The sequence below is a fragment of the Thalassospira sp. MCCC 1A03138 genome, assembly GCF_002115785.1.
Classification (GTDB): domain Bacteria; phylum Pseudomonadota; class Alphaproteobacteria; order Rhodospirillales; family Thalassospiraceae; genus Thalassospira.
On the sequence record NZ_JFJY01000001.1, the window covers coordinates 804,410 to 824,243 of the forward strand.

18 protein-coding genes are annotated in these 19,834 nt (G+C 55.2%); 5 read left to right on the plus strand and 13 right to left on the minus strand.

Annotation, left to right across the window (positions count from 1 at the left end; all coding sequences use genetic code 11):
- Positions 1 to 11: 11 nt before the first annotated feature.
- From TH468_RS03745 to TH468_RS03765, 5 genes are read right to left on the minus strand one after another with little or no spacing between them, the layout of a single operon-like run.
- Entirely contained in the window at positions 12 to 656 is a 645-nt protein-coding gene (locus TH468_RS03745; RefSeq protein ID WP_085642243.1) for a GDSL-type esterase/lipase family protein, read from the minus strand.
- Between the two features lie 2 nt (positions 657 to 658).
- On the minus strand, positions 659 to 1,969 hold the full coding sequence (locus TH468_RS03750) for a CCA tRNA nucleotidyltransferase (RefSeq protein ID WP_085642244.1): 1,311 nt from the start codon (positions 1,967 to 1,969) through the stop codon (positions 659 to 661).
- Between the two features lie 52 nt (positions 1,970 to 2,021).
- Complete coding sequence (locus TH468_RS03755) at positions 2,022 to 2,309, minus strand: hypothetical protein (RefSeq protein WP_085642245.1); 288 nt, start codon at positions 2,307 to 2,309, stop codon at positions 2,022 to 2,024.
- 19 nt (positions 2,310 to 2,328) lie between these two features.
- Positions 2,329 to 2,964, minus strand: coding sequence for a CoA pyrophosphatase (locus TH468_RS03760; protein WP_085642246.1), 636 nt, complete (start codon positions 2,962 to 2,964; stop codon positions 2,329 to 2,331).
- A complete protein-coding gene (locus TH468_RS03765; protein ID WP_085642247.1) occupies positions 2,961 to 3,542 on the minus strand; it encodes a DUF1285 domain-containing protein in 582 nt (193 codons plus the stop codon). Before TH468_RS03765 ends, TH468_RS03760 begins: the two co-directional genes overlap by 4 nt.
- 115 nt (positions 3,543 to 3,657) lie before the next feature.
- On the opposite strand from TH468_RS03765, the gene TH468_RS03770 reads away from it, so the two are divergent.
- From TH468_RS03770 to TH468_RS03785, 4 genes are read left to right on the plus strand one after another with little or no spacing between them, the layout of a single operon-like run.
- Positions 3,658 to 4,695 (plus strand): MoxR family ATPase, encoded by a 1,038-nt coding sequence (locus TH468_RS03770; protein ID WP_139834623.1) that lies wholly within the window; start codon positions 3,658 to 3,660, stop codon positions 4,693 to 4,695.
- 3 nt (positions 4,696 to 4,698) lie between these two features.
- Positions 4,699 to 5,652: a DUF58 domain-containing protein gene (locus tag TH468_RS03775; RefSeq protein WP_085642248.1), complete on the plus strand. Its 954-nt coding sequence runs from the start codon at positions 4,699 to 4,701 to the stop codon at positions 5,650 to 5,652.
- The gene (locus tag TH468_RS03780) at positions 5,649 to 8,366 is read left to right on the plus strand and encodes a DUF4159 domain-containing protein (protein ID WP_085642249.1); all 2,718 of its coding nucleotides are present in this window, start codon (positions 5,649 to 5,651) and stop codon (positions 8,364 to 8,366) included. Before TH468_RS03775 ends, TH468_RS03780 begins: the two co-directional genes overlap by 4 nt.
- A complete protein-coding gene (locus TH468_RS03785) occupies positions 8,363 to 10,438 on the plus strand; it encodes a hypothetical protein (RefSeq protein WP_085642250.1) in 2,076 nt (691 codons plus the stop codon). The genes TH468_RS03780 and TH468_RS03785 overlap by 4 nt, the downstream gene beginning before the upstream one ends.
- 2 nt (positions 10,439 to 10,440) lie before the next feature.
- On the opposite strand, the gene TH468_RS03790 is transcribed toward TH468_RS03785, so the two are convergent.
- Positions 10,441 to 11,373 carry a LysR family transcriptional regulator gene (locus tag TH468_RS03790; RefSeq protein ID WP_085642251.1) on the minus strand — a complete coding sequence of 311 codons (933 nt, stop codon included), beginning with the start codon at positions 11,371 to 11,373 and terminating at the stop codon, positions 10,441 to 10,443.
- Between the two features lie 166 nt (positions 11,374 to 11,539).
- Between TH468_RS03790 and TH468_RS03795 the strand changes: the two genes are divergently transcribed.
- Entirely contained in the window at positions 11,540 to 12,505 is a 966-nt protein-coding gene (locus TH468_RS03795) for a glutathione S-transferase family protein (protein ID WP_085642252.1), read from the plus strand.
- 100 nt (positions 12,506 to 12,605) lie between these two features.
- On the opposite strand, the gene TH468_RS03800 is transcribed toward TH468_RS03795, so the two are convergent.
- The 7 genes from TH468_RS03800 to TH468_RS03835 all read right to left on the minus strand — a co-directional run bounded on the left by TH468_RS03800 (position 12,606) and on the right by TH468_RS03835 (position 19,765).
- Positions 12,606 to 13,112 (minus strand): F0F1 ATP synthase subunit B, encoded by a 507-nt coding sequence (locus TH468_RS03800; protein ID WP_007089064.1) that lies wholly within the window; start codon positions 13,110 to 13,112, stop codon positions 12,606 to 12,608.
- Positions 13,113 to 13,116: 4 nt separating this feature from the next.
- Positions 13,117 to 13,602 carry an ATP synthase subunit B' gene (locus tag TH468_RS03805; RefSeq protein WP_007089065.1) on the minus strand — a complete coding sequence of 162 codons (486 nt, stop codon included), beginning with the start codon at positions 13,600 to 13,602 and terminating at the stop codon, positions 13,117 to 13,119.
- Positions 13,603 to 13,676: 74 nt separating this feature from the next.
- Positions 13,677 to 13,901, minus strand: a complete 225-nt coding sequence (locus TH468_RS03810) for an ATP synthase subunit C family protein (RefSeq protein ID WP_007089066.1) — start codon at positions 13,899 to 13,901, stop codon at positions 13,677 to 13,679.
- Positions 13,902 to 13,961: 60 nt separating this feature from the next.
- Complete coding sequence (locus TH468_RS03815; RefSeq protein ID WP_007089067.1) at positions 13,962 to 14,684, minus strand: F0F1 ATP synthase subunit A; 723 nt, start codon at positions 14,682 to 14,684, stop codon at positions 13,962 to 13,964.
- A 33-nt stretch (positions 14,685 to 14,717) separates the two neighbouring features.
- Positions 14,718 to 15,071 (minus strand): AtpZ/AtpI family protein, encoded by a 354-nt coding sequence (locus TH468_RS21900; RefSeq protein WP_007089068.1) that lies wholly within the window; start codon positions 15,069 to 15,071, stop codon positions 14,718 to 14,720.
- A 489-nt stretch (positions 15,072 to 15,560) separates the two neighbouring features.
- Positions 15,561 to 19,094 carry a chromosome segregation protein SMC gene (gene smc, locus TH468_RS03830; RefSeq protein ID WP_085642254.1) on the minus strand — a complete coding sequence of 1,178 codons (3,534 nt, stop codon included), beginning with the start codon at positions 19,092 to 19,094 and terminating at the stop codon, positions 15,561 to 15,563.
- 74 nt (positions 19,095 to 19,168) lie between these two features.
- A complete protein-coding gene (locus TH468_RS03835; RefSeq protein WP_085642255.1) occupies positions 19,169 to 19,765 on the minus strand; it encodes a thioredoxin domain-containing protein in 597 nt (198 codons plus the stop codon).
- Between the last annotated feature and the right edge of the window lie 69 nt (positions 19,766 to 19,834).

Sequence of the window (19,834 nt, forward strand, 5' to 3'; positions counted from 1 at the left end):
ATAAACCGGCCTTAAAGCCCAAGGGCACGTTTCCACCCATCCCAGTTCCAGATCAGTTCTGCAATCCGGTCATAACCGGCCCGGTCCGGGTGATAGCCATCTCCACGACGAAGCGCGCGCTGCCAATCCTGATCGGCAAGCGTCATTGCATGCAGATCAAGATAAGGCACGTCAAAACCCCGCGCCGTTTCGGCATATATCTGGTTTAGCCCTTCAAGGCGTTCGTTGATTTCCTTACTAGACTTGCCGCCGTCAATGACTGCCTGCGGTCCGATCCACAAGGTCGGCGCCAATTTGGATGCTTCGCCTATGATCTCTGCTGCATTTGCCGCCGATTTGGCGGGGGAAACCCGCATGGTAGTTTCCTCACCACGGTCTTCGGCATGGTTGGCATCATTCACACCAAAACTGAACATCAAAACCGTCGGGAATTCCGGCACCATGCGAAGTTCGGCCTCGAACTTCCAACGGGCTTTCAGCCCCTCGCTGGTTTCGGCACGAATGCCCAGATTATAGATCGTCGTTTCGCGCTTGGCCTCGTCCAGCAACCGGCGACCTAGCCGTATTGGCCAACCACCTTTATCCCCATCGCGCACGCCATTGACCAGACTGTCCCCAAAACAGCAAATACGATGACCTGTAACGCCTTCGGCCATGATTACTCCTGCAACTTTGCGGCATTCTGCGCCGCCAAATAATTCATCAGTTCCTCACGACCGGGCGCAAAGGCATTGGCAATCCAGTATTCTTCCGCCATCTTCAACAACCAGCCCATTGTCGGCCCAGCGGTCACAAAACCCGCTGCGAGAAGATCCCGCCCCTGAATTGGCATTTTAACATCCACCCAATCTGTTGCCGCCTGCAACAAAGCCTGCCAATCGCGGTTTTCGCCACTGCTGGCCCGTGGCGGGATCGCCGCACGCGCCGCCCAGGCAATCAAAACCGCATCGCGAAAGGCATCCGGCCCGATGCGATAAAGATCACGTCGGACCGTATCCTCGGACAAATCGGCACTGATAAGATTGGCATTGGAAATCATTGCCGCGAAACGGTCGGCTTCGTCGTTGGACAATCGCAATGCCCTGCCAAATTCGGTTGCCGCCTGCAGATCATCCTCAACATTTTCCGGCACACGATACAAGGCTGCAAGACGGCGCAGCGGATCGGGCCGAATGGCCGGATCGGCAAGAGCCGTACTATCAAGCCATTCCATCATGCGTAGCCGAGATGTATCTGCCAGATCCGGCAAAATAACCGGTAACACATTAAAACCGATCATTTCGGTAATCGTGGCGGCCGGGCTGCGTGAACGCAGCAATTTAAGCATCTCATCGCGAATACGCTCGGGTGAGATACCCCGAAGACCTTGCGCCCCCTTACGGCAAGCTTCCGCACCAATCGGATCAAGGGGGGGCCGCCCGAACCATGACTGAAACCGAAAAAATCGCAGGATACGAAGGTAATCTTCTTCAATCCGGTCTTCGGCAATACCGATGAAACGTACCCGGCCCTCGCGCAAATCTGTTTCACCGTCAAACGGATCATAGATCGTCCCGTCCAGATCGCAATAAAGCGCATTGAATGTAAAATCACGACGTCTGGCATCGCCAAGCCAGCTATCAGTAAAGGCGACTTCTGCATGACGGCCATCGGTCGTGACATCAATGCGCAGCGTCGTGATTTCATAGGCCGATGCATCGGTTATCGCCGTCACCGTGCCATGTTTAAGCCCAGTGGGGATAACTTTGAGCCCCGCCTTTTCAAGGGCAACAACGGTTTCTTCCGGCTTCAGGTCGCACGCGATATCCACATCGATCAGATCGCGTTTCAAAAGCGCATCGCGTACGATCCCGCCAACAAAGCGGGCAGTGCCGCCATGTGCTGCAATTGCATCAAATACTCGCCCCGTGTCGGGATGCTTCATCACCCCGTAGGGCTGCAGATGCCCGGTTGCTGTCAGTTCGGTCATCGATAAATCTTTGCTGGCCTGAAACCTTGCAGGCGGATGTCTTTTTTCCGGGTTATTCCTTGGGTTCGAAAAATCCCGGCTGAACGACACCGTCCTTTAATACAGGCGGATGATAAATGGAATCAGGTGATGCACCAGTCCCGAGTGCCGTTACAATCAGGATTACCGCCGCCAATGCCACACCAATACCAAGCAGCAAAAGCCACGGCCCTTTGTCCCAGGGCGGAATAACATCATGTCCTTCTCGAATGGCCTTTGCCCGCGCCCACTTAAGCCAAAGACCGTAAACAAGAAACGGCAGGATTACGGGAATGGCAATCTGAATAATCTGTCGCAGCATTACCGATAGTCTCCAATCATTACCGTTCAGTACTCGCCTTAAGAACCTCGCTGAAATTCACCAGCATTCCAGCCGTTGCCCCCCAGATATAATATTCCTGATACGGGATGGCAAAATAGCGGCGCTTTACCCCTTCGAAGGTCACGGTCTGAAGTTTCTGGTTGTGGGGTTCAAGGATGAATTCCAGTGGCACTTCAAACACTTCTGCCACTTCATGTGCATCCGGCGCAAGTTCGAAAGGTGGTGTGATCAGTCCAACGACCGGTGTCACCTGATAGCCGGTTACGGTATAATAATCGTCCAGACGGCCAACCAGCTCGATATGTGTCCGTGCCAGACCAATTTCTTCCTCGGTCTCGCGCAGGGCCGTTTCCTCGAGGGTACTATCATGGTCTTCCTGACGACCACCGGGAAAACTGATTTGCCCGGCATGATCGCTGAGATGGTCGGTGCGCCGCGTCAAAATCACATGCAGGCCTTCGTCGCGACGCACAACCGGCACAAGAACGGCTGCCGGACGCGCAATCAGTTCCCCCTCGGCAAAGTCGCGCGCGCGTGATTTCGATCCCGGATAGTCAACCGTGTGGTCCCCACGCCGTTGCAGAATATCATCACGCGGCGCATTCAGCGCGGCAATGATCTGGGCCGGTGTCATTCTCCAGCCTCCAGCGTTCCGATCTCGAAGAACTGATTGTTACTGTAAACACCAATACGCATTTTGCCGGTCTCCGGTTCTTTAAGCTCGTCGGCCATATCGACCAACTGATAAAATACAGCCCGGTTCAGTCGGGCCTCAAGACCGCGATCAAGCTTCACATAGGGCGACGGTTCACCAGTTTCGGGATCGTGTTCAACCCTTAAACCATGATTTTTATCAAGCTCGACCCACTGATCAATATTGGTTCGAAAACGGATGACAGATGCCGTACTCTCGCCGGTTTTTTCCAGCTCGACCGCAATGAAAGCAACATCTTCGACCTCAATGCGCGCCATCTCGGCCGGGGTCACCAGCCAGTGCCCGCCTTCCTCGTCGCGTTGCAGGACAGATGCGAAAAGTTTGACAAGTTCGATACGGCCAATCGGCCCACCTTGATAGAACCAGGTTCCATCACGACCTATAGACATGGGAATATCGCCACATATCTGTGGATGGCGTCCACCTGCCGGTTTTCCGGCGCGAAGGCGGGTCCAGAGCTTTTCGGCAAGATCGACGGTTTTTTCGTTACTGCTCATGCTATACACTTAGGTCCGAAACCAAAAGATTGCGCGCTTTTATAACGCTGATACCATCCTTATTGGGTAACCGGCTTCGATTACCGGCACAACAGAGGAAGCAAAGTTTCCTGTCATGACAAACGCGCCACGTTTTCCCGAAGAAATGGGTCTTTCACAAGACAGCAGCCTTGAACGCGACGCAGGGCGGCTTGACGCCTGTGTTGGCCGGTTGAACGAGGCCCGCAAGATGGTTTCATCTGTTATATTTGGGCAGAATGAAGCCGTAGAGCAAACACTTATCGGCATTTTATCCGGCGGACATGTCCTGATGGTGGGGGCGCCCGGACTTGGCAAGTCATTACTGGCCCATACATTGGGAAAAGTCCTTGGCCTGCTTGATAAGCGTATCCAGTTCACACCTGACCTGATGCCGGCCGATATCCTTGGCTCCGAAGTTCTGGAAGAAGGCGCAGACGGTAAACGCGCATTTCGTTTCATCAAGGGCCCGGTTTTCTGTCAGTTGCTTCTGGCCGATGAAATCAACCGCGCCAGCCCGCGCACCCAGTCCGCCCTGTTGCAGGCCATGCAGGAACGCGAAGTATCCGTCGCCGGTTACAGCCACAAGCTTCCGGAACCGTTCCACGTTTTGGCAACCCAGAACCCGCTGGAACAAGAAGGCACCTATCCCCTGCCCGAGGCACAGCTTGATCGTTTCCTTCTGGAAGTCCGGCTGGGCTATCCCGATCAGGATGAAGAACGACGCATCGTAACCGAAACCACTGGCCGCTATCCTGTGCGCCCGCGGCAGGTGCTTCAGGCCGACGATCTGGCCGAAGCACAGGATTTCGTCCGGCGTCTGCCAATGCCCGACCGGGTGCTTGATACCATCATTGCACTTTGCCGCGAATGCCGACCGGAAAGCACGCATATGGCCGATATCCGCGATAATGTTGCCTGGGGCCCCGGCACACGTGCGGCACAGGCCCTGTCGCTTGCCTGTCGCGCACGTGCCATGCTGTTTGGCCGCTTCGCCCCGTCAATCGAAGATATCGAAGCCCTTGCCGTTCCGGTGCTTCGCCATCGTTTCGGCTTGACCTATGGGGCACGTGCCGAGGGTTTCACCGCCAGAGGCCTGATCACCAACGCGCTGGAACACCTGCAGGAGAAATAAGAATTGGCATTGGCTGCGGTCCACGATCATGTTGCAGCAGCGCGGGCACTTGCGGCCCGATTGCCGCAACTGATCGATGAAAGCCGACGCATGGCGATCAGCTTGCGAAGCGGCCTTCATGGCAACCGCAAAGTCGGCCCTGGCAGCGATTTCTGGCAGTTCCGCCCCTATATCACTGGCGACCCGACCAACCAGATCGACTGGCGTCGTTCCGCGCGTAGCGATCATACCTTTATCCGTCAGACCGAATGGCAGGCCAGCCACAATTACTGGATCTGGCCGGTTCTATCGCCATCCATGTACTGGTCGTCTGCACGAGACATCCCTTTCAAGGCCGAACGCACTCTTGTCATTTCCATCGCACTTGCCGATCTGCTGCTGCGCAACGGGGAAACGGTCGGAACATTCGATGCCGAACGGACCCGCATCACATCTGCCGAACATCTTGAAAAACTGGCCCACGCCATGCTGGCAAGCCCGGGTAACATCACCGACCATGCCGGTTCGATGCATGCCGGTCGCAAACATTCCGTTCTGGTGCTGGGTGATTTTCTGGAATTCATCGACAGCAGTCAGTCACCGATCCGCGCGATCAAAACCCTTGGCCAGTATCAGAATGACGGCGCACTTGTGCATGTTCTTGATCCCGCTGAAATAGAGCCCCCCTTTACCGGTCGGGTCAATTTCATGGATACCGACGATCAGATAATATACCGAAGCGAACGGTTCGAAGACCTTCGGGAAGGTTTCCGCCAGCGCGCCAGAACATGGCGCGCTGACATCAGGGATGCTGCGCGTGAAAACGACTGGCTGTGTGATCAGCATGTAACATCGGAAAGTGCAAGCCCTACTCTGCTTGCCCTTTATCAGCATCTAAGCGAACGCCAAAGCCAAAGCGGCTCTAACGGACGTGGCCGTCCGGCGATGAACCGCAACAGTCCGACGAGGCCGCGATGAACCTTGCGGCCATCACCTTTTTATATCCTGCGATGCTGGCCGGTCTTCTGGTTTTGCCGATTGTCTGGCTGATCATCCGATCCGCACCACGGCCGCCCAAACAGATCGTTTTTCCGGCAGCTCGACTGTTACGGGGGCTGCGCGCCAACCGCCGCGACATGCAACGCGCACCTATCTGGCAAACGCTTTTACGCTGCCTCATCCTGACCATGCTGATCCTTACTGCCGCACGCCCCGTGCTTAACAGAACGGAATTTTCGCGCAACGAGGGCGCTATTCTGATCATTGCCGAAAACAGCTGGTCATCGGCCGCGAACTGGCAGGAATATCGCACCGGCCTTCGTCAGATCATCAATCAGGCACGGCTTGATTTGCGCAGTATCTATATCGCACAAACCGCACCCGAAGCGTACGGTGCAACAACAACCAGATTACCCGATATTATCGGCCCGCTATCACCGCACGAAGCTGACCGTTTTATTGATCGCCTGCATCCCCGCCCCTGGGCCCCTGATTACATGGCCCTGTCAAACCGGATCGCGGACCATCAGCATATGGCCAATTCCATCGGCAGCATTATGTGGCTGACGGATAATATGGAACAACCTGCCAAGGCCGATCTTGCCAACGAACTTGGTACCATTGCACCGATTACCGTACTTGGTCCCAAACGTGAAAACCGCATCGCGGTTCAATCGCTGACACGCAACCGTACCGGACTTGATATCACCCTGGCCCATCAGAATGTGAATGCGCCAGGCGAATTTGCTCTTCTTGCGCGCAATGAACGTGGTCAGGTTCTGTTGCGTCACACCTTAAAAATTGAACCAGCAACCCATCAGACCAGAACCGAAATCCCACTACCCAACGACATCACCAATTCGATACAGTCCGTAGGAATAGAAGGCATAGAATCCGCTGCCACGGTCTTTCAAACCGGTGCCCGCTGGCAACAGCGAAAAGTCGGCGTGATTGTTAGTTCCGGCGATAGTCCGGTGCTGCTCTCTGATAGATATTTCTTTCTGGACCGGGCAATTTCCCCCTATGCGGACCTAACCTATGCCCCACTTGGAAAGCTACTTGAAAGCGGGATGGATATTCTCGTCGCCACCGGACCGATTTCCGGTCTTGGCAGCCAATATTCTGTCCTCGAACGCTGGGTCCGGGATGGCGGCATGCTGGTACGCTTCGCCGGGGACAGCACGACCGAGGTCGAACCGGAATTCCTGCCCGTGACACTGCGTCTTGGCAATCGGGATTTCGGCGGATCGATGTCTTGGGAAAAACCGAAACGACTTCTGGCATTTCCGGAAACCAGTCCATTTTTCGGCGTCCCGATTCCCGAAGAAATCACAGTAAGCCGACAACTTCTTGCTGAACCCGATCCGGAAATTGTTGCCAAAACATGGGCCCGCCTGACCGACGGCACCCCTCTGATCACAAGTGCCCCGCGCAATGCCGGGCGAATTGTTCTTTTCCATGTAACCCCATGGGCGGACTGGTCGAACCTTCCGATGTCAGGGCTGTTTGTCGAAATCTGGCAACGTCTTTTACCTCTGGCAAGCCCAAGTGACCGGTCAGGGGCCGAACTGCAAACAAGCCTGCCCCCCCAATCCGTGCTTGATGGCTTTGGTCGTGCCCATCAACCTGATGCAACGATCCTGCCCTTGCGCACCCCCTTGCCGATGCCTGACCCACGACACCCACCGGGGATATACGGCGAAAATGGTCAGGCCGTTGCGCTTAACCTCGGTTCATTCCTTGAAAATCTTGACAGCCAGGTACGATGGCCGTCCGACACGGACATGCGCGAAATCACCGATCAGGACCAGATTGATCTTGCCGCGATGTGCTTGATGGTCGCGATGCTGCTTCTGATCCTTGACGGGGTTGCCTTGATACTGGTACATCATGTCAGCCTAAGACGCGCGCGGCATAAAGATGCCCTGACATCTCTCCTTCTACTGGCATTTATCGGTGCTTCAGTAACGATGACGATGCTGCTGGATGGACGCGACGCCATGGCGGTCGAGACACAGGCCGCCGCCTTGCAACCACGTATCGCCTATCTCAAGACGGATGTTGCACCGATTGACCGTCTCAGTCAGTCGGGACTAGCCGGTTTGACCGAAATCCTGCGTCGGCGGACTGCCGCCGATCTGGCCGCTCCAGATGCTATTGACCCAGAAGCCGATGATCTCAGTTTTTATCCGCTGATCTATTGGCCTCTGGTTGACGGACAGCAACCTTTTTCCGACTTCGCCCGGTCGCGGATCAACCGGTATCTCGATAGCGGTGGCATGATCCTGATTGACAGCCGTGATCAGGAAGTAGAACCCGCCCGCCTGCGTCGATTACTGGCCGGGCTGGAAATCCCGATTCTCGACAAGGCACCGGGCGATCATATCCTGTTTCGAAGTTTCTATCTGCTGGACCATGCCTATGGCCGCTTTACTGCGCCGCTTTGGCTTGATGCAAGGCCCGATCAACGGTTGGACGGTGTTGCGTCTGTTCTGTTTGGCGGGAATGACTGGGCATCGGCCTGGATGCTGAACGAAGGCATCCAGACAGAGAGCCGCACCGATGATATTTCCCCCCGTCAGCGTGAAATGGCCTGGCGGTTTGGGATTAATCTGGTGATGTATGCGCTTACCGGCAGTTACAAGGGGGATCAGGTCCATTTGCCTGCAATCCTTGAAAGGCTTGGCCGATGAACGAGAGCTGGCAGGATTTTCAGATCGCACCATTGCTTGATGTCGAACTACTGCAAATACTTACCATCGCCTGTGTTATCGCCATTCTGCTTTTTGCGGTATTTCGCCTGCGGGGTACGATCTGGCGGGCAATCGCAATGGCGTTGATGCTGCTGGCAGTGATTGCCCCGCAATTTACCGATCAGAACCGCGAAAAGTTAAGCGATATCGTGCTTGTGCTGGTGGATCGTTCCAATAGCCAGAATATCGGCAACCGCACAGACCAGACGGATGCGGCAATTTCGCAGATACGCAACCGCTTTGCCGACGATCCAAGTATTGAACTGCGCATCGAAGATGTGCCGGGTGAAACCGATACCCTGATGTTTGCCGCCCTTGATCGACTTCTTGGCGGAATCCCGCGCGAACGACTGGGCGGGGTTGTCATGATTACCGACGGTCAAGTTCACGATATTCCCGCCAATCTCGATCTTGGCGCCCCCCTGCATGCGCTCATCACCGGGCGTGAAGATGAACACGACCGTCGTTTGCAAATTCGCCAGACAGCCGATTACGGCATTGTTGGCAAGAACGCGGATTTCATGGTCGAAGCCATTGATCGCAACCTTTCGACCGGAAGCCCGGTATCGGTCCGCATGCTATACGAAGATGGCACCGAACGGAATCTGACGCTGCCAGCCAATGAGCCGCACCGCGTCACCATTCCTGTGCCCCATGCCGGGCCGGTGATCGCCGAATTGCGCATGGATGAAAATCCTGACGAATCAGATCAGACCAACAACCGGCTGATCCTTGAAACGACCGGCGTTCGTGATCGGCTCCGTGTCCTGCTGCTTTCGGGCGAACCGCATCCCGGTGAACGGGCATGGCGGAACCTTCTGCGTGCCGATCCCGGCGTTGATCTGGTGCATTTCACAATCCTTCGCCCACCAGAGAAAGGCGACGATACCCCGATCAACGAATTGGCCCTGATCCCGTTTCCAATCCGTGACCTGTTTGAAGTGCGTCTGCGGCAATTCGATCTGATCATTTTTGATCGTTATCAGATGCGCGGAGTTTTACCCCCCCATTATCTGGAAAAGGTCGTTGATTATGTCCGCTGGGGTGGTGCGGCTCTTGTGGTCGCAGGACCGGAATATCTTGGACCTGACGGGCTTTCAAACACAGTTCTGGGTGATTTGATGCCGGTTCGCGCAACGGGGCGTGTCATTGAACAACCTTTTGCCCCTCGCGTGAATACAGCCGGGCGCATTCATCCAGTCACAGCCCCGATTGCAGGATCGCTCAATACCCCCCCTAAATGGGGTCGCTGGTATCGGCAGATCGAAACCCGCGAAGCTGACAACGACGTTATGACGCTTCTCACCGGGGCGGATCAATTACCGCTGCTTTCATTGCGGCGCGTTGAAGAAGGCCGGGCCGCGATGCTGAGTTCGGATCAGATGTGGCTTTGGCAGCGCGGCCATGATGGTGGGGGACCGATTGCCGAATTGCTGCGCCGACTGTCACACTGGCTGATGAAGGAACCTGCCCTTGACGAAAACACCATCGCCACCGAACGCAGTGCTGATGGTAAAAGTCTAACCCTGATCTGGCGCAAGATCGGGGCTGAACCGACAACCGCAACCGGCGCCAATCCGGAAACCGGTGAAGTTGTGCGCACTGCCTTTGAACGGAAATCCGATCAGACATGGCAGGCTACACTGCCCATCGCAGAACGCGGCCTGATCCGTGTTCAGGCCCTTGACCGCGACGGGGGGACACAGTCGGCATTACATGTCGACCGAGATGTATTGACCAGTGAACGCCGCAACACCAACTCCACACCAGATCTGTTACACGAACTGGTTCTTGCCAATGGCGGATACATTGATCGCCTCGAAAAGGGACTTCCCGATTTCCGCCGCGTAAAAGAAGAACGTGTCTGGTTTGGCAGCAATTGGGCGGGTTTGATGGAAACGGAAAGCTATCGCACAGTGATCGGTGGCATTACCAATCTATTGCCGCTTCCGGTCATTGCTATTCTTCTGGGGGTGATGTGCCTGATCGGCTGGCGGACTGAAAGTAAGTAGCCTTATTCAGCCGGATACATCGTTTTGTGGAAATTGCATAATCCGCCACGGAACTTTTCCACCAGAAAATCGATGAAAATGCGCACCTTGGTTGGCAGATGGCGTCGTTCAGGATACACGGCGTAAATCCCGCCACTGGCCAGCGAATTATATTCCCTCAGGATTTCGACCAGTGATCCTTTTTGAAGCGCCTCGGCAACAATGAATTCCGGTTCGCGCGCGATTCCCAGGCCCCGGGTGGCCGCGAACGAAGTGAAGTCACCATTGTTACACGACATAACTGGATTGACGCGAACATTGATCTGCCCTTCTGGCCCTTCAAATTCCCAGACATTCGGGCTGGGAAGGTTGGTATAGGCAAGTGTTCGGTGGTTGGCCAATTCGGTTGGATGTTTGGGTTCACCATGTTCGGCGATATAGCCCGGCGATGCGACGACATAACCGTTATAGTCGGCAAGCTTGCGGGCAATCAGGCTGGAATCCTTTAACCGGGTAATGCGGATGGCCATATCGAACCCTTCGGCAACCAGATCAACCATGTGATCGGCCAGATGAATATCGACATGCAAACCCGGATGCAGGCCCATGAATTCAGACACCAGATCAGGCATATACCGCTGGCCAAATGTCAGCGGGGCCGAAATCCGGAGCGTACCCCGCGGTGTGCCCCGTAAATCGGTCAGGGCATGTTCGGCTGTTTCGATTTCCTCAACCACGCGCGCGCAGTGCTGATAAAAAGTTGCCCCCGCGTCGGTCAGGCTCAACCGGCGTGTCGTGCGATTAAGCAAACGAATGCCAAGACTGTCTTCAAGCTTGGTAACATGCTTGCTCACTGCGGATTTGGACATGGCAAGTTTGCGCGCGGCACCGGAAAAGCTTTGCTCCTCCACAACGCGGGCAAAAACCGTCATTCCATCCAGATTGCCGATCAGCATTGCTTCGCCCCTGTCCGAGTACCGAATAATTGTTGCCCATTTGGAAACAAATTAATGTCATATCGCCCGATTGCGTTCAACGGGGAAATGACGATGATGGGAACAACCACCCCGGCCGCACGTAATCGGCATATCACGGGACCAACAAAAACCGGAGGATACGATTATGGGCCTTTTGGTCGACGGAGAATGGAAAGACCAATGGTACGACACGAAATCGACCGGCGGTAAGTTCAAACGGCAGGATTCCGCATTCCGGAACTGGCTGTCTCAAGACAGAGACGCAGAATTCCCCGCCGAAGCCGGACGCTATCACCTGTATGTTTCCTATGCCTGCCCGTGGGCACATCGCACGCTGATCTTCCGCGCCCTCAAGGGACTGAAAGACATGATTTCAGTTTCGGTCGTGCATTGGCGCATGCTTGAAAATGGCTGGGAATTTGCCCCAGATGACGGGCTGCCAGATCATCTTGGCAATTACCGTTTCATGCATCAGATTTATACAGCAGCAGAACCCGACTACACTGGGCGAGTTACGGTGCCGGTACTGTGGGACAAGAAAACCAACCGGATTGTTAGCAATGAGTCTGCTGACATCATCCGGATGCTCAACACCGCCTTTGATGCTCTGGGTGCCAAACTCGGCGATTACTATCCCAAAGACCTCCGTCTCGAAATCGATGCGATCAATGAGCGTGTCTATAACGATGTTAATAACGGTGTTTACAAATCCGGTTTTGCGACCGCACAGGGTGCTTATGAAGATGCCGTGACAACGCTTTTTGGCACTCTGGACTGGCTGGAAGATCGTCTGTCGACCCATCGCTATCTGACGGGGGACCGCCTGACGGAGGCCGACTGGCGGTTATTCACCACCCTGATCCGTTTTGATCTGGTCTATCACGGGCATTTCAAATGCAATCTGAAAATGCTGAAGGACTACCCAAATCTTTGGGCCTATACGCGCGAACTTTATCAGGTGCCCGGCATTAAACAGACCGTGTTCTTTGAACATATCAAGGGCCACTATTATGAAAGCCACCTGATGATCAACCCGACAGGCATCGTACCCAAGGGACCTGTTCTCGATCTTGATATACCACATGTCCGAGACAAACAGTTCGCCGGATAGATAGCACGCCCTGCCCGATTTGTCGGCTGACAACACCACGCCCAAACAAAACCCCCGCAGAAGTTCTGCGGGGGTTTTGCATTCCGAAAACCGGAAATTATTAATTCAGGCGACCTTTGATTTCCGCAATTGCGCTATCGACAAGCTCGTCTGCCTTTGCAGCAGTAACCTTTTCGGAAACCAGTGCAAATGTGGCCTGTGCCGCGATTTCGGCCACACGGGCACGAACTTCGGCAATGGCCTGGGTTTCGAGATTGGCAATACGGTCCATGGCCTGCTGTTCACGACGCTTCAGCGACGCTTTCAGTTCAGCCTGGGCATTCTCCAGCATGCGGTCGGCTTCCACCTTGGCATGGGCGCGGATTTCATCCGCTTCCTTCAATGCTTCGCGCTGTTTGGCCTGATATTTGGCCAGAAGCTCCTGAGCTTCTTCACGCAGGCGCTGTGCTTCATCCAGCTCTTCCGAGATTTTCTGCGCACGCTTGTCGAGTGCGCCGGAAATACCCTTAACAGCCTTGAAACCGCCGAAACCGGCAACCAGCAAGAAAGAAAGCGTGGTCCAGGTGTAAGGATCGGTAAGGAACGTAACCTCGTGCGGGGTTGCCATCTTCTTACTCTCCTACGATCGCCGAAACAGCCTTGTCGGCAGTTTTGGCCTGAACCTTGACACCGATAAGCTTGTCGGTTGCTTCACGGGCGATTTCGGATGCAGCTTCAGCCACACCTTTCATTGCGTCGTCTTTCGCACCGGCAATTGCCTTTTCGGCATCAGCGGTCTTTTTCGACAGTTTCTTGACCAGCGCTTCGGTTTTCGCAGCTTGCTCTGCAGCTGCTTTTTCCGTTGCTTCGCGAATATCTGCCTGTGCGGCATCACGAGCTTCTGCCAAGGCAGCCTCATACTTCGCAATAGCGGCATCGGTTTCGTCTTTCAACGCCCGAGCCTTGCCAAGATTGTCTTCAATGGTCTTGTGACGGCGTTCCAGAACTTCGCCAACCTTCGGCAGCGCGATTTTCGACATCAGGAAATACAGGATGCCAAAAATAACGAACAGCCAGAAGATCTGTTCCGAGAACGTCGCAATATCAAACTGCGGCATAGCCTACTCCCGAATTCAACGACACCGGCGAGGGGTATCCTCGCCGGGCCGAGTATTCGCGCAAAAGGCGCCGATTAGCCGAACAGAACGATCAGCGCAACGACGAGTGCGAACAGTGCAATAGCTTCGGTAACGGCAAAGCCGATCCAGCCATACAGTTCAACGTCGCCTTTTGCAGCCGGGTTACGGCCAACAGTCGCAATCAGGCTCGACCAGATGTTACCAACCCCGATACCGGCACCAATCATGCCAATAGCAGCCAGGCCAGCACCGATCATCTTAGCAGCATCGAGTTCCATAACTTCACCCTTTCGAATTTCTTAAAGGCAATCAGAAGAGATCACACCGGTCCACGAGCATTAGTGCATGTGGATTGCATCATGGAGATAGATGCAGGTGAGAATGGTGTAGACATAAGCCTGAAGCGCAGCAATGCCGAACTCCAGAACCGTAATCCCCGTCAGAAGAGCAAACGGAAGGACGCCGAAGATGCCGATCAGGCCGACGAACCCGCCAATCACTTTCAGCATGATGTGTCCGACGGTCATGTTCGCAAACAGTCGGATCGCCAAGCTGAACGGACGAGAGAAATAGGAGATGATTTCAATCGGGATCAGAATGAAGGCCGTTGCAATCGGCGCACCTGCCGGGAAGAACATCCGGAAATAATGCGTACCGTGGCGAACGAAGCCGATAATGGTCACACCGATAAAGATCACCAGAGCCATCGCAAAAGTCACAGCGATATGGCTCGTAAAAGTAAAGCTGTGCGGGATCATGCCAAGCAGGTTCCCGAACAGAACAAACATAAACAGGGTGAAAACGAACGGGAAATACTTGCGACCCGCGGTCCCCACGTTATCTTTCAACATATTGGCGACGAATTCATACATCACCTCGGCGGCACCCTGCCAACGGCCAGGTACCAATGCCCCACGACGCATGCTGAGCGTCATGAAGCCCGTTACGAGAACGGCTGCGATCACCATCCAAAGTGCGGAGTTGGTGAAGGAAACATCAATGCCGGCAACCGAAAGCTCGGCCAAGGGCTTGATTTCAAACTGCTCTAGCGGTCCAGCCACCGTAATCCTCGCTCAATCTTTTGAGGGCCAAGGCTAATCCTTGTCCCCCTGCTTGCGCTCCCCCATCGCGCGTCCAAGTCCGACTGCACTGTCGAATCCTTTGGCCACCCGATAAGCGTTAAGACCACCAGCACCTGCTCCGAGAAATACAAACAGAACAAGCAGCCAGGGCGTCGTACCAAGCACCCGATCCAGCGCCCAGCCAATCAATAGTCCTACAAGAACAGCAGCGATCATTTCCGCCGAAATTCTCATTCCTAATGCCATCCCTTGGGATGGTTTGCCGGTCGCCCGGTTCGGGCTGTGCGTTTCTTCACGCTTGCTTGCTACGGCCACCAACTTGCTTTCAAGCTCTGCTAATGAAGCGCGATCTTTATCATCGCTCATTGTCGTGAACCCCGCTGTGGCAGCCTTGCAAACGTCGCAAGGAAATGCGCGGGCAACATACTTAGCGCCCCATAGGCTGTCAAGCCGTAAAACCCCACCTTGCCGGGGGCACAAAATTGACATTAAACATCTGTTTTATAACAATTTTACTGTCAAAATGTGTGATCATTCACATTTGACGTTAGGCGATAGTCGCAGCTGCATTTATCAGAGTTTTCCATAAACAACCGCTTACAACTGGCGGTTTCCCTTGGTTCCTGGCCAGTTGAACCGCTGAATTGGGCTTCTGAGTAACCATTGTGAAATCAATCGCTTTTTATTGATTTCCGCCTTTTGCCGCGCGGTTTCGCTCCGGCTTCCTGCTAACAGCTTCATATCCACGGCAAGAAACCGCGTGACATCAAACCGATTCATCTGAAACCAGCCCTTTTAATAAGAGGCAAACGGATTGCACCAAAGCAAAATCCTTAACTTGGCTAAAGCAAATGATCAGTTGGTAAAATCGAGCTCTTTTTGCTCTTTCTGAGAATAGACCTCAGCCTGACGCAAATCCACTGACACCAGCGACGAAACCCCGCGTTCCGCCATCGTCACCCCAAACAGGCGGTTCATGCGGGCCATGGTCATGCGATGATGGGTAATCACAAGGAAGCGCGTATTGGCGTGACGGCCAATGGCTTCAAGCAGCTTGCAGAACCGGTCCACGTTGGCGTCATCAAGCGGCGCGTCAACTTCGTCAAGCACGCAGATCGGTGCCGGGTTGGTCAGGAACACCGCAAACAGAAGCGCAACCGCGGTCAATGCCTGCTCGCCCCCTGACAGCAATGAAAGGTGCTGCAATTTCTTGCCCGGCGGAGATGCCATGATCTCAAGACCAGCTTCAAGCGGGTCATCCGCGTCGGTCAGCATCAGATGCGCGCCACCACCGCCAAACAGCCTAACAAACAGCTGTTGGAAATGCTTGTCGACTTCGTCAAATGCCGCTTTCAGGCGGTTTCGCGCTTCCCGGTTCAGCTGGTTGATACCATTGCGCAATTTATCAATCGCGGCGATCAGGTCATCGCGTTCGGAAACCAGTGTGTCTTTCTGTTCTTCCATCTCGGCCAGTTCGACCTCGGCCCTCAGGTTAACCGCACCAAGGTTTTCGCGTTCGCGCGACTGACGCTGCAAACGGGCCTCGATATCGTCTTCGGATGGCAATTCCTTGGTCTGATCGATTTCGGCCAGTTCGACAAGCTGATCAGGCGTGGCATTAACCCGTTCGCGAATGCGTTCGATCAAATCGCGACGATGCTGTTCTGCCTGCTCCAGAAGAGCCTCGCACCGAACCCGGCCTTCGCGGGCCTCGGCCAGTTTCTGTTCCGCTTCCTTAAGGTTCTGATCCGCTTCACGCTGCGCATTTTCGGCACGTGCCAATTCATCAGCCGCATCCTTGCGTGTCTGATCGGCAATCTCGATACGGTCGGAAAGGATCGCGCGGCGCTCTTCGATCTCGTCGGGCTTAAGCTCAAGCTCCTCGATCTCCATCCGCGCTTCTTCCTGACGCTCCCGAAGCTGGGCAACGCGTTCGCCCGCCCCCGATGCGCGATCGTTCCAGGACGCTATTTCGCTTTCAACAAATTCAAGTCGCTTGCGACGCCCCGATGCATCACGCTGCATGCGTTCAAGCTGGCTGCGCGCTTCCATCTGATCGGCGCGCGCATCCGAAAGTTCGGCACGTTTTTCAATCAGCTCAGCCTTGATTTCCATCAGGCCTTCGCTCGATTCCTCGGGCGTTGCCGCCAGTTCTTCCTGCTCGGCGATCAGTTCATCAAGGTCCTGCTTGGCGCGCTTTTCGGCTTCTTCGGCATGTTGCAGGCGGCCTTCAATGGCGCTGGCGTCACGTTTGATATTGGCAATTTCCTCACGCGCGCGAGCCAAAGATCCCTCTGCCTCGCGAAGGGCGCGATGGGCTTCCTGTTCGCCATTGCGCGCGGCTTCGACATCTTCCTCAAGACGTTCGACATTTTCACGTGCCGTATCGGCCTTTTCCGCCGCCAGTTCGACCGCCTCGTCGACTTCCTCAAGCTCAAGGCGCAATTCTTCAAGTCGATTACGCTGCCGCAAACGTGCGGCTGCTGGAAGTTCCGCACCAACCTTGATTCGGTAACCATCCCACCGCCAAAGCGCGCCTTCGCGCGACACCAGCCGCTGCCCGGTTTTCAGCGTTTTGGCCAGCCAGTTGCCGGTTGCCTCATCATCGACAACCCCGATCTGCCAAAGGCGGCGGTTCAACAATGCCGGACCTTCAACAAATTTTGCCAGCGCCTGAACCCCATCGGGCAGGGCCGGGTCATCCGCGCCGGGATCAACCGCCGACCAGTGCATCGGGGCATCTTCGGCATCGGGCGCGTCAAGGTCCTCGCCAAGTGCCGCAGCCATCGCCATTTCAAGACCGCTTGTCACTGAAAGCTTTTCGATCACCGCAGGGAATTGCTGATCGGCGTTCCCCTTTACCAAACTTTCAAGCGCTTCGATTTCGGCCACGAGCCGTGCCCTGCGGCTTTCGACATCACGAAGCGCATCGCGCGATGCGGTTTCGGCCGCTTTCAGGCTGTCTTCACGATCCCGCAATTCGGCAAGGCGCATCTCGGCATCTTCGATGGCAAGCTTGCGCTGCTCGCAAAGTTCCTCGCATTCCTCAAGCGCCAGACCGGCTTCTTCAAGGGCATCGGTAAAATCGGCTTCAACCCGGATATCATCAAGACGGGCGACCGCCTCGTCATAGCGTTCCGTCAGGCGCGACCGGCGGGCGGAAAGTTCGCTTAGCCTCTGCTGAACGCTTTTAAGACGGGCTTCCTCGGCCGCTGCCCGGTTGGTGAGTTCGTCAACCTGCCCTTCCAGCGTCTCGACCCGCGCGGCTTGCTCGACGGCGCGTTCCTTTGCCTCGTCAAGCTCGTCATCCTCGCCGTCCTGAGCTTCACCCAATTCTTCGCGTTCGGCCTTAAGCTTGTTCAACGCCCCTTCGGCGTCGCTTGCCAGTTCGGCTTCACGCGCAAGGTCGGCCTCAATCTGCTGGATACGCGCACGAAGCTGCGACATCTGGGTTTCGATCTGAGCCTTGTCCTTGTCCAGCCCCTCACGCTCGATCAGCATGCGCTGCAGGGCCGCTGCCGCATCGCTTTCTTTTTTGCGAAGTTCGGGAAGGCTTGCCGCGATATCGGCCTGAATGGTGGTGGCCTCGGTCACCTGACCGGTCAGGTCACGCACGGCACTTTCACCAAGCACCAGCAATTCACGGGCATCTGCCTGCCGTTTGTCGGCATCGGTCCAGCGGATATGGAACAGCAATGCCTCGGTCTGGCGAATACTTTCGGAAAGTTTGCGATACCGTTCGGCCTGTCGGGCCTGCTTTTGCAGGGATGCGATCTGGCTATCAAGTGTAACCAGAACGTCTTCAAGACGTTCCATATTCTGTTCGGCATTTTTAAGCCGAAGCTCGGCCTCATGGCGGCGTGAATGCAGGCCGGTGATCCCGGCGGCTTCTTCCAGAACAAGTCTGCGCTGGCTTGGTTTCGCCCCGATCAGCGCGCCGATCTTGCCCTGCGACACCATGGCGTTTGACCGCGCCCCGGTTGCCGCATCAGCAAACAGCAGTTGGACGTCACGCGCGCGGACATCCTTGCCGTTAACCTTGTAATTCGAACCACCACTGCGTTCGATGCGTCGAACGACTTCAAGTGTCTCGTGATCGTTGAACATTGCCGGGGCTTTACGTTCCGCATTATCCAGAACGACAGTAACCTCAGCAACATTTCGGGCAGGACGGGACGATGTGCCGCCAAAAATAACGTCGGACATGTCCGAGCCGCGCATCTGTTTGGCAGAGGTTTCCCCCATGACCCAGCGCAGCGCTTCGACAAGATTGGATTTGCCACAGCCATTCGGGCCGACAACACCTGTGAGCCCGTCTTCTACCAATAATTCGGTTGAATCGACGAAGGATTTGAACCCCGTCAGCCGTAGCGATCTAAACTGGACCAATCATGCCCCCGGTCCGCCCTTCTTCCCCTGAATGCCGGATACTGCATTGGCGGCATCCGGCAAAATCATCACTATCAATCCGTCAGTTCTTCGACCTTGTCTTCGAAGAATTTCAGATCGCGCGAACCGGCAAAGGTTTCGCCATCGATCACGAAGCTCGGCGTTGAATTGACCTTGAATTCCTGTTCGCCACGCATGCGCGATGCAACGATCCCATCAATCAGGGCCTCGTCCGCCATGCAGGCATCAACCGCGTCGCTATCCATACCGGCAAAACGGACCACCTGTTTGATCCCTTCGATCGGGTCAGCTGCACGTGCCCAGGTCATCTGCGATTTGAACAGCATCCCCAGAACACCGAAATAACGATCATCCCCGGCACACTGCGCAACAGCAGCGGCGCGCACAGCAACACCATCAAGCGGATAATCGCGGAAGATCAGTTTCGCCTTACCGGTATCGATCAGCGATTTCTTGATTTCCGGCAGGGTTTCATTGTGGAACGCGGCGCAATGCGGGCAGGTCAGCGATGCATATTCGATGATCGTCACCGGCGCATCCGGATTGCCAAGCACATGTTCCTTATATTCCACAGCCTTGGCCTGCTGCGCCCCGACAACACCAATCGCAAACGAGAATGCGACCGCAAAAAACTTAACTGCCTTCAGCAAGGAAACCTCCGTTAAAACAATATTTTGTGATTACAAGCCTGTTGCAGCGCGGGAGTCAACACGCCCCCC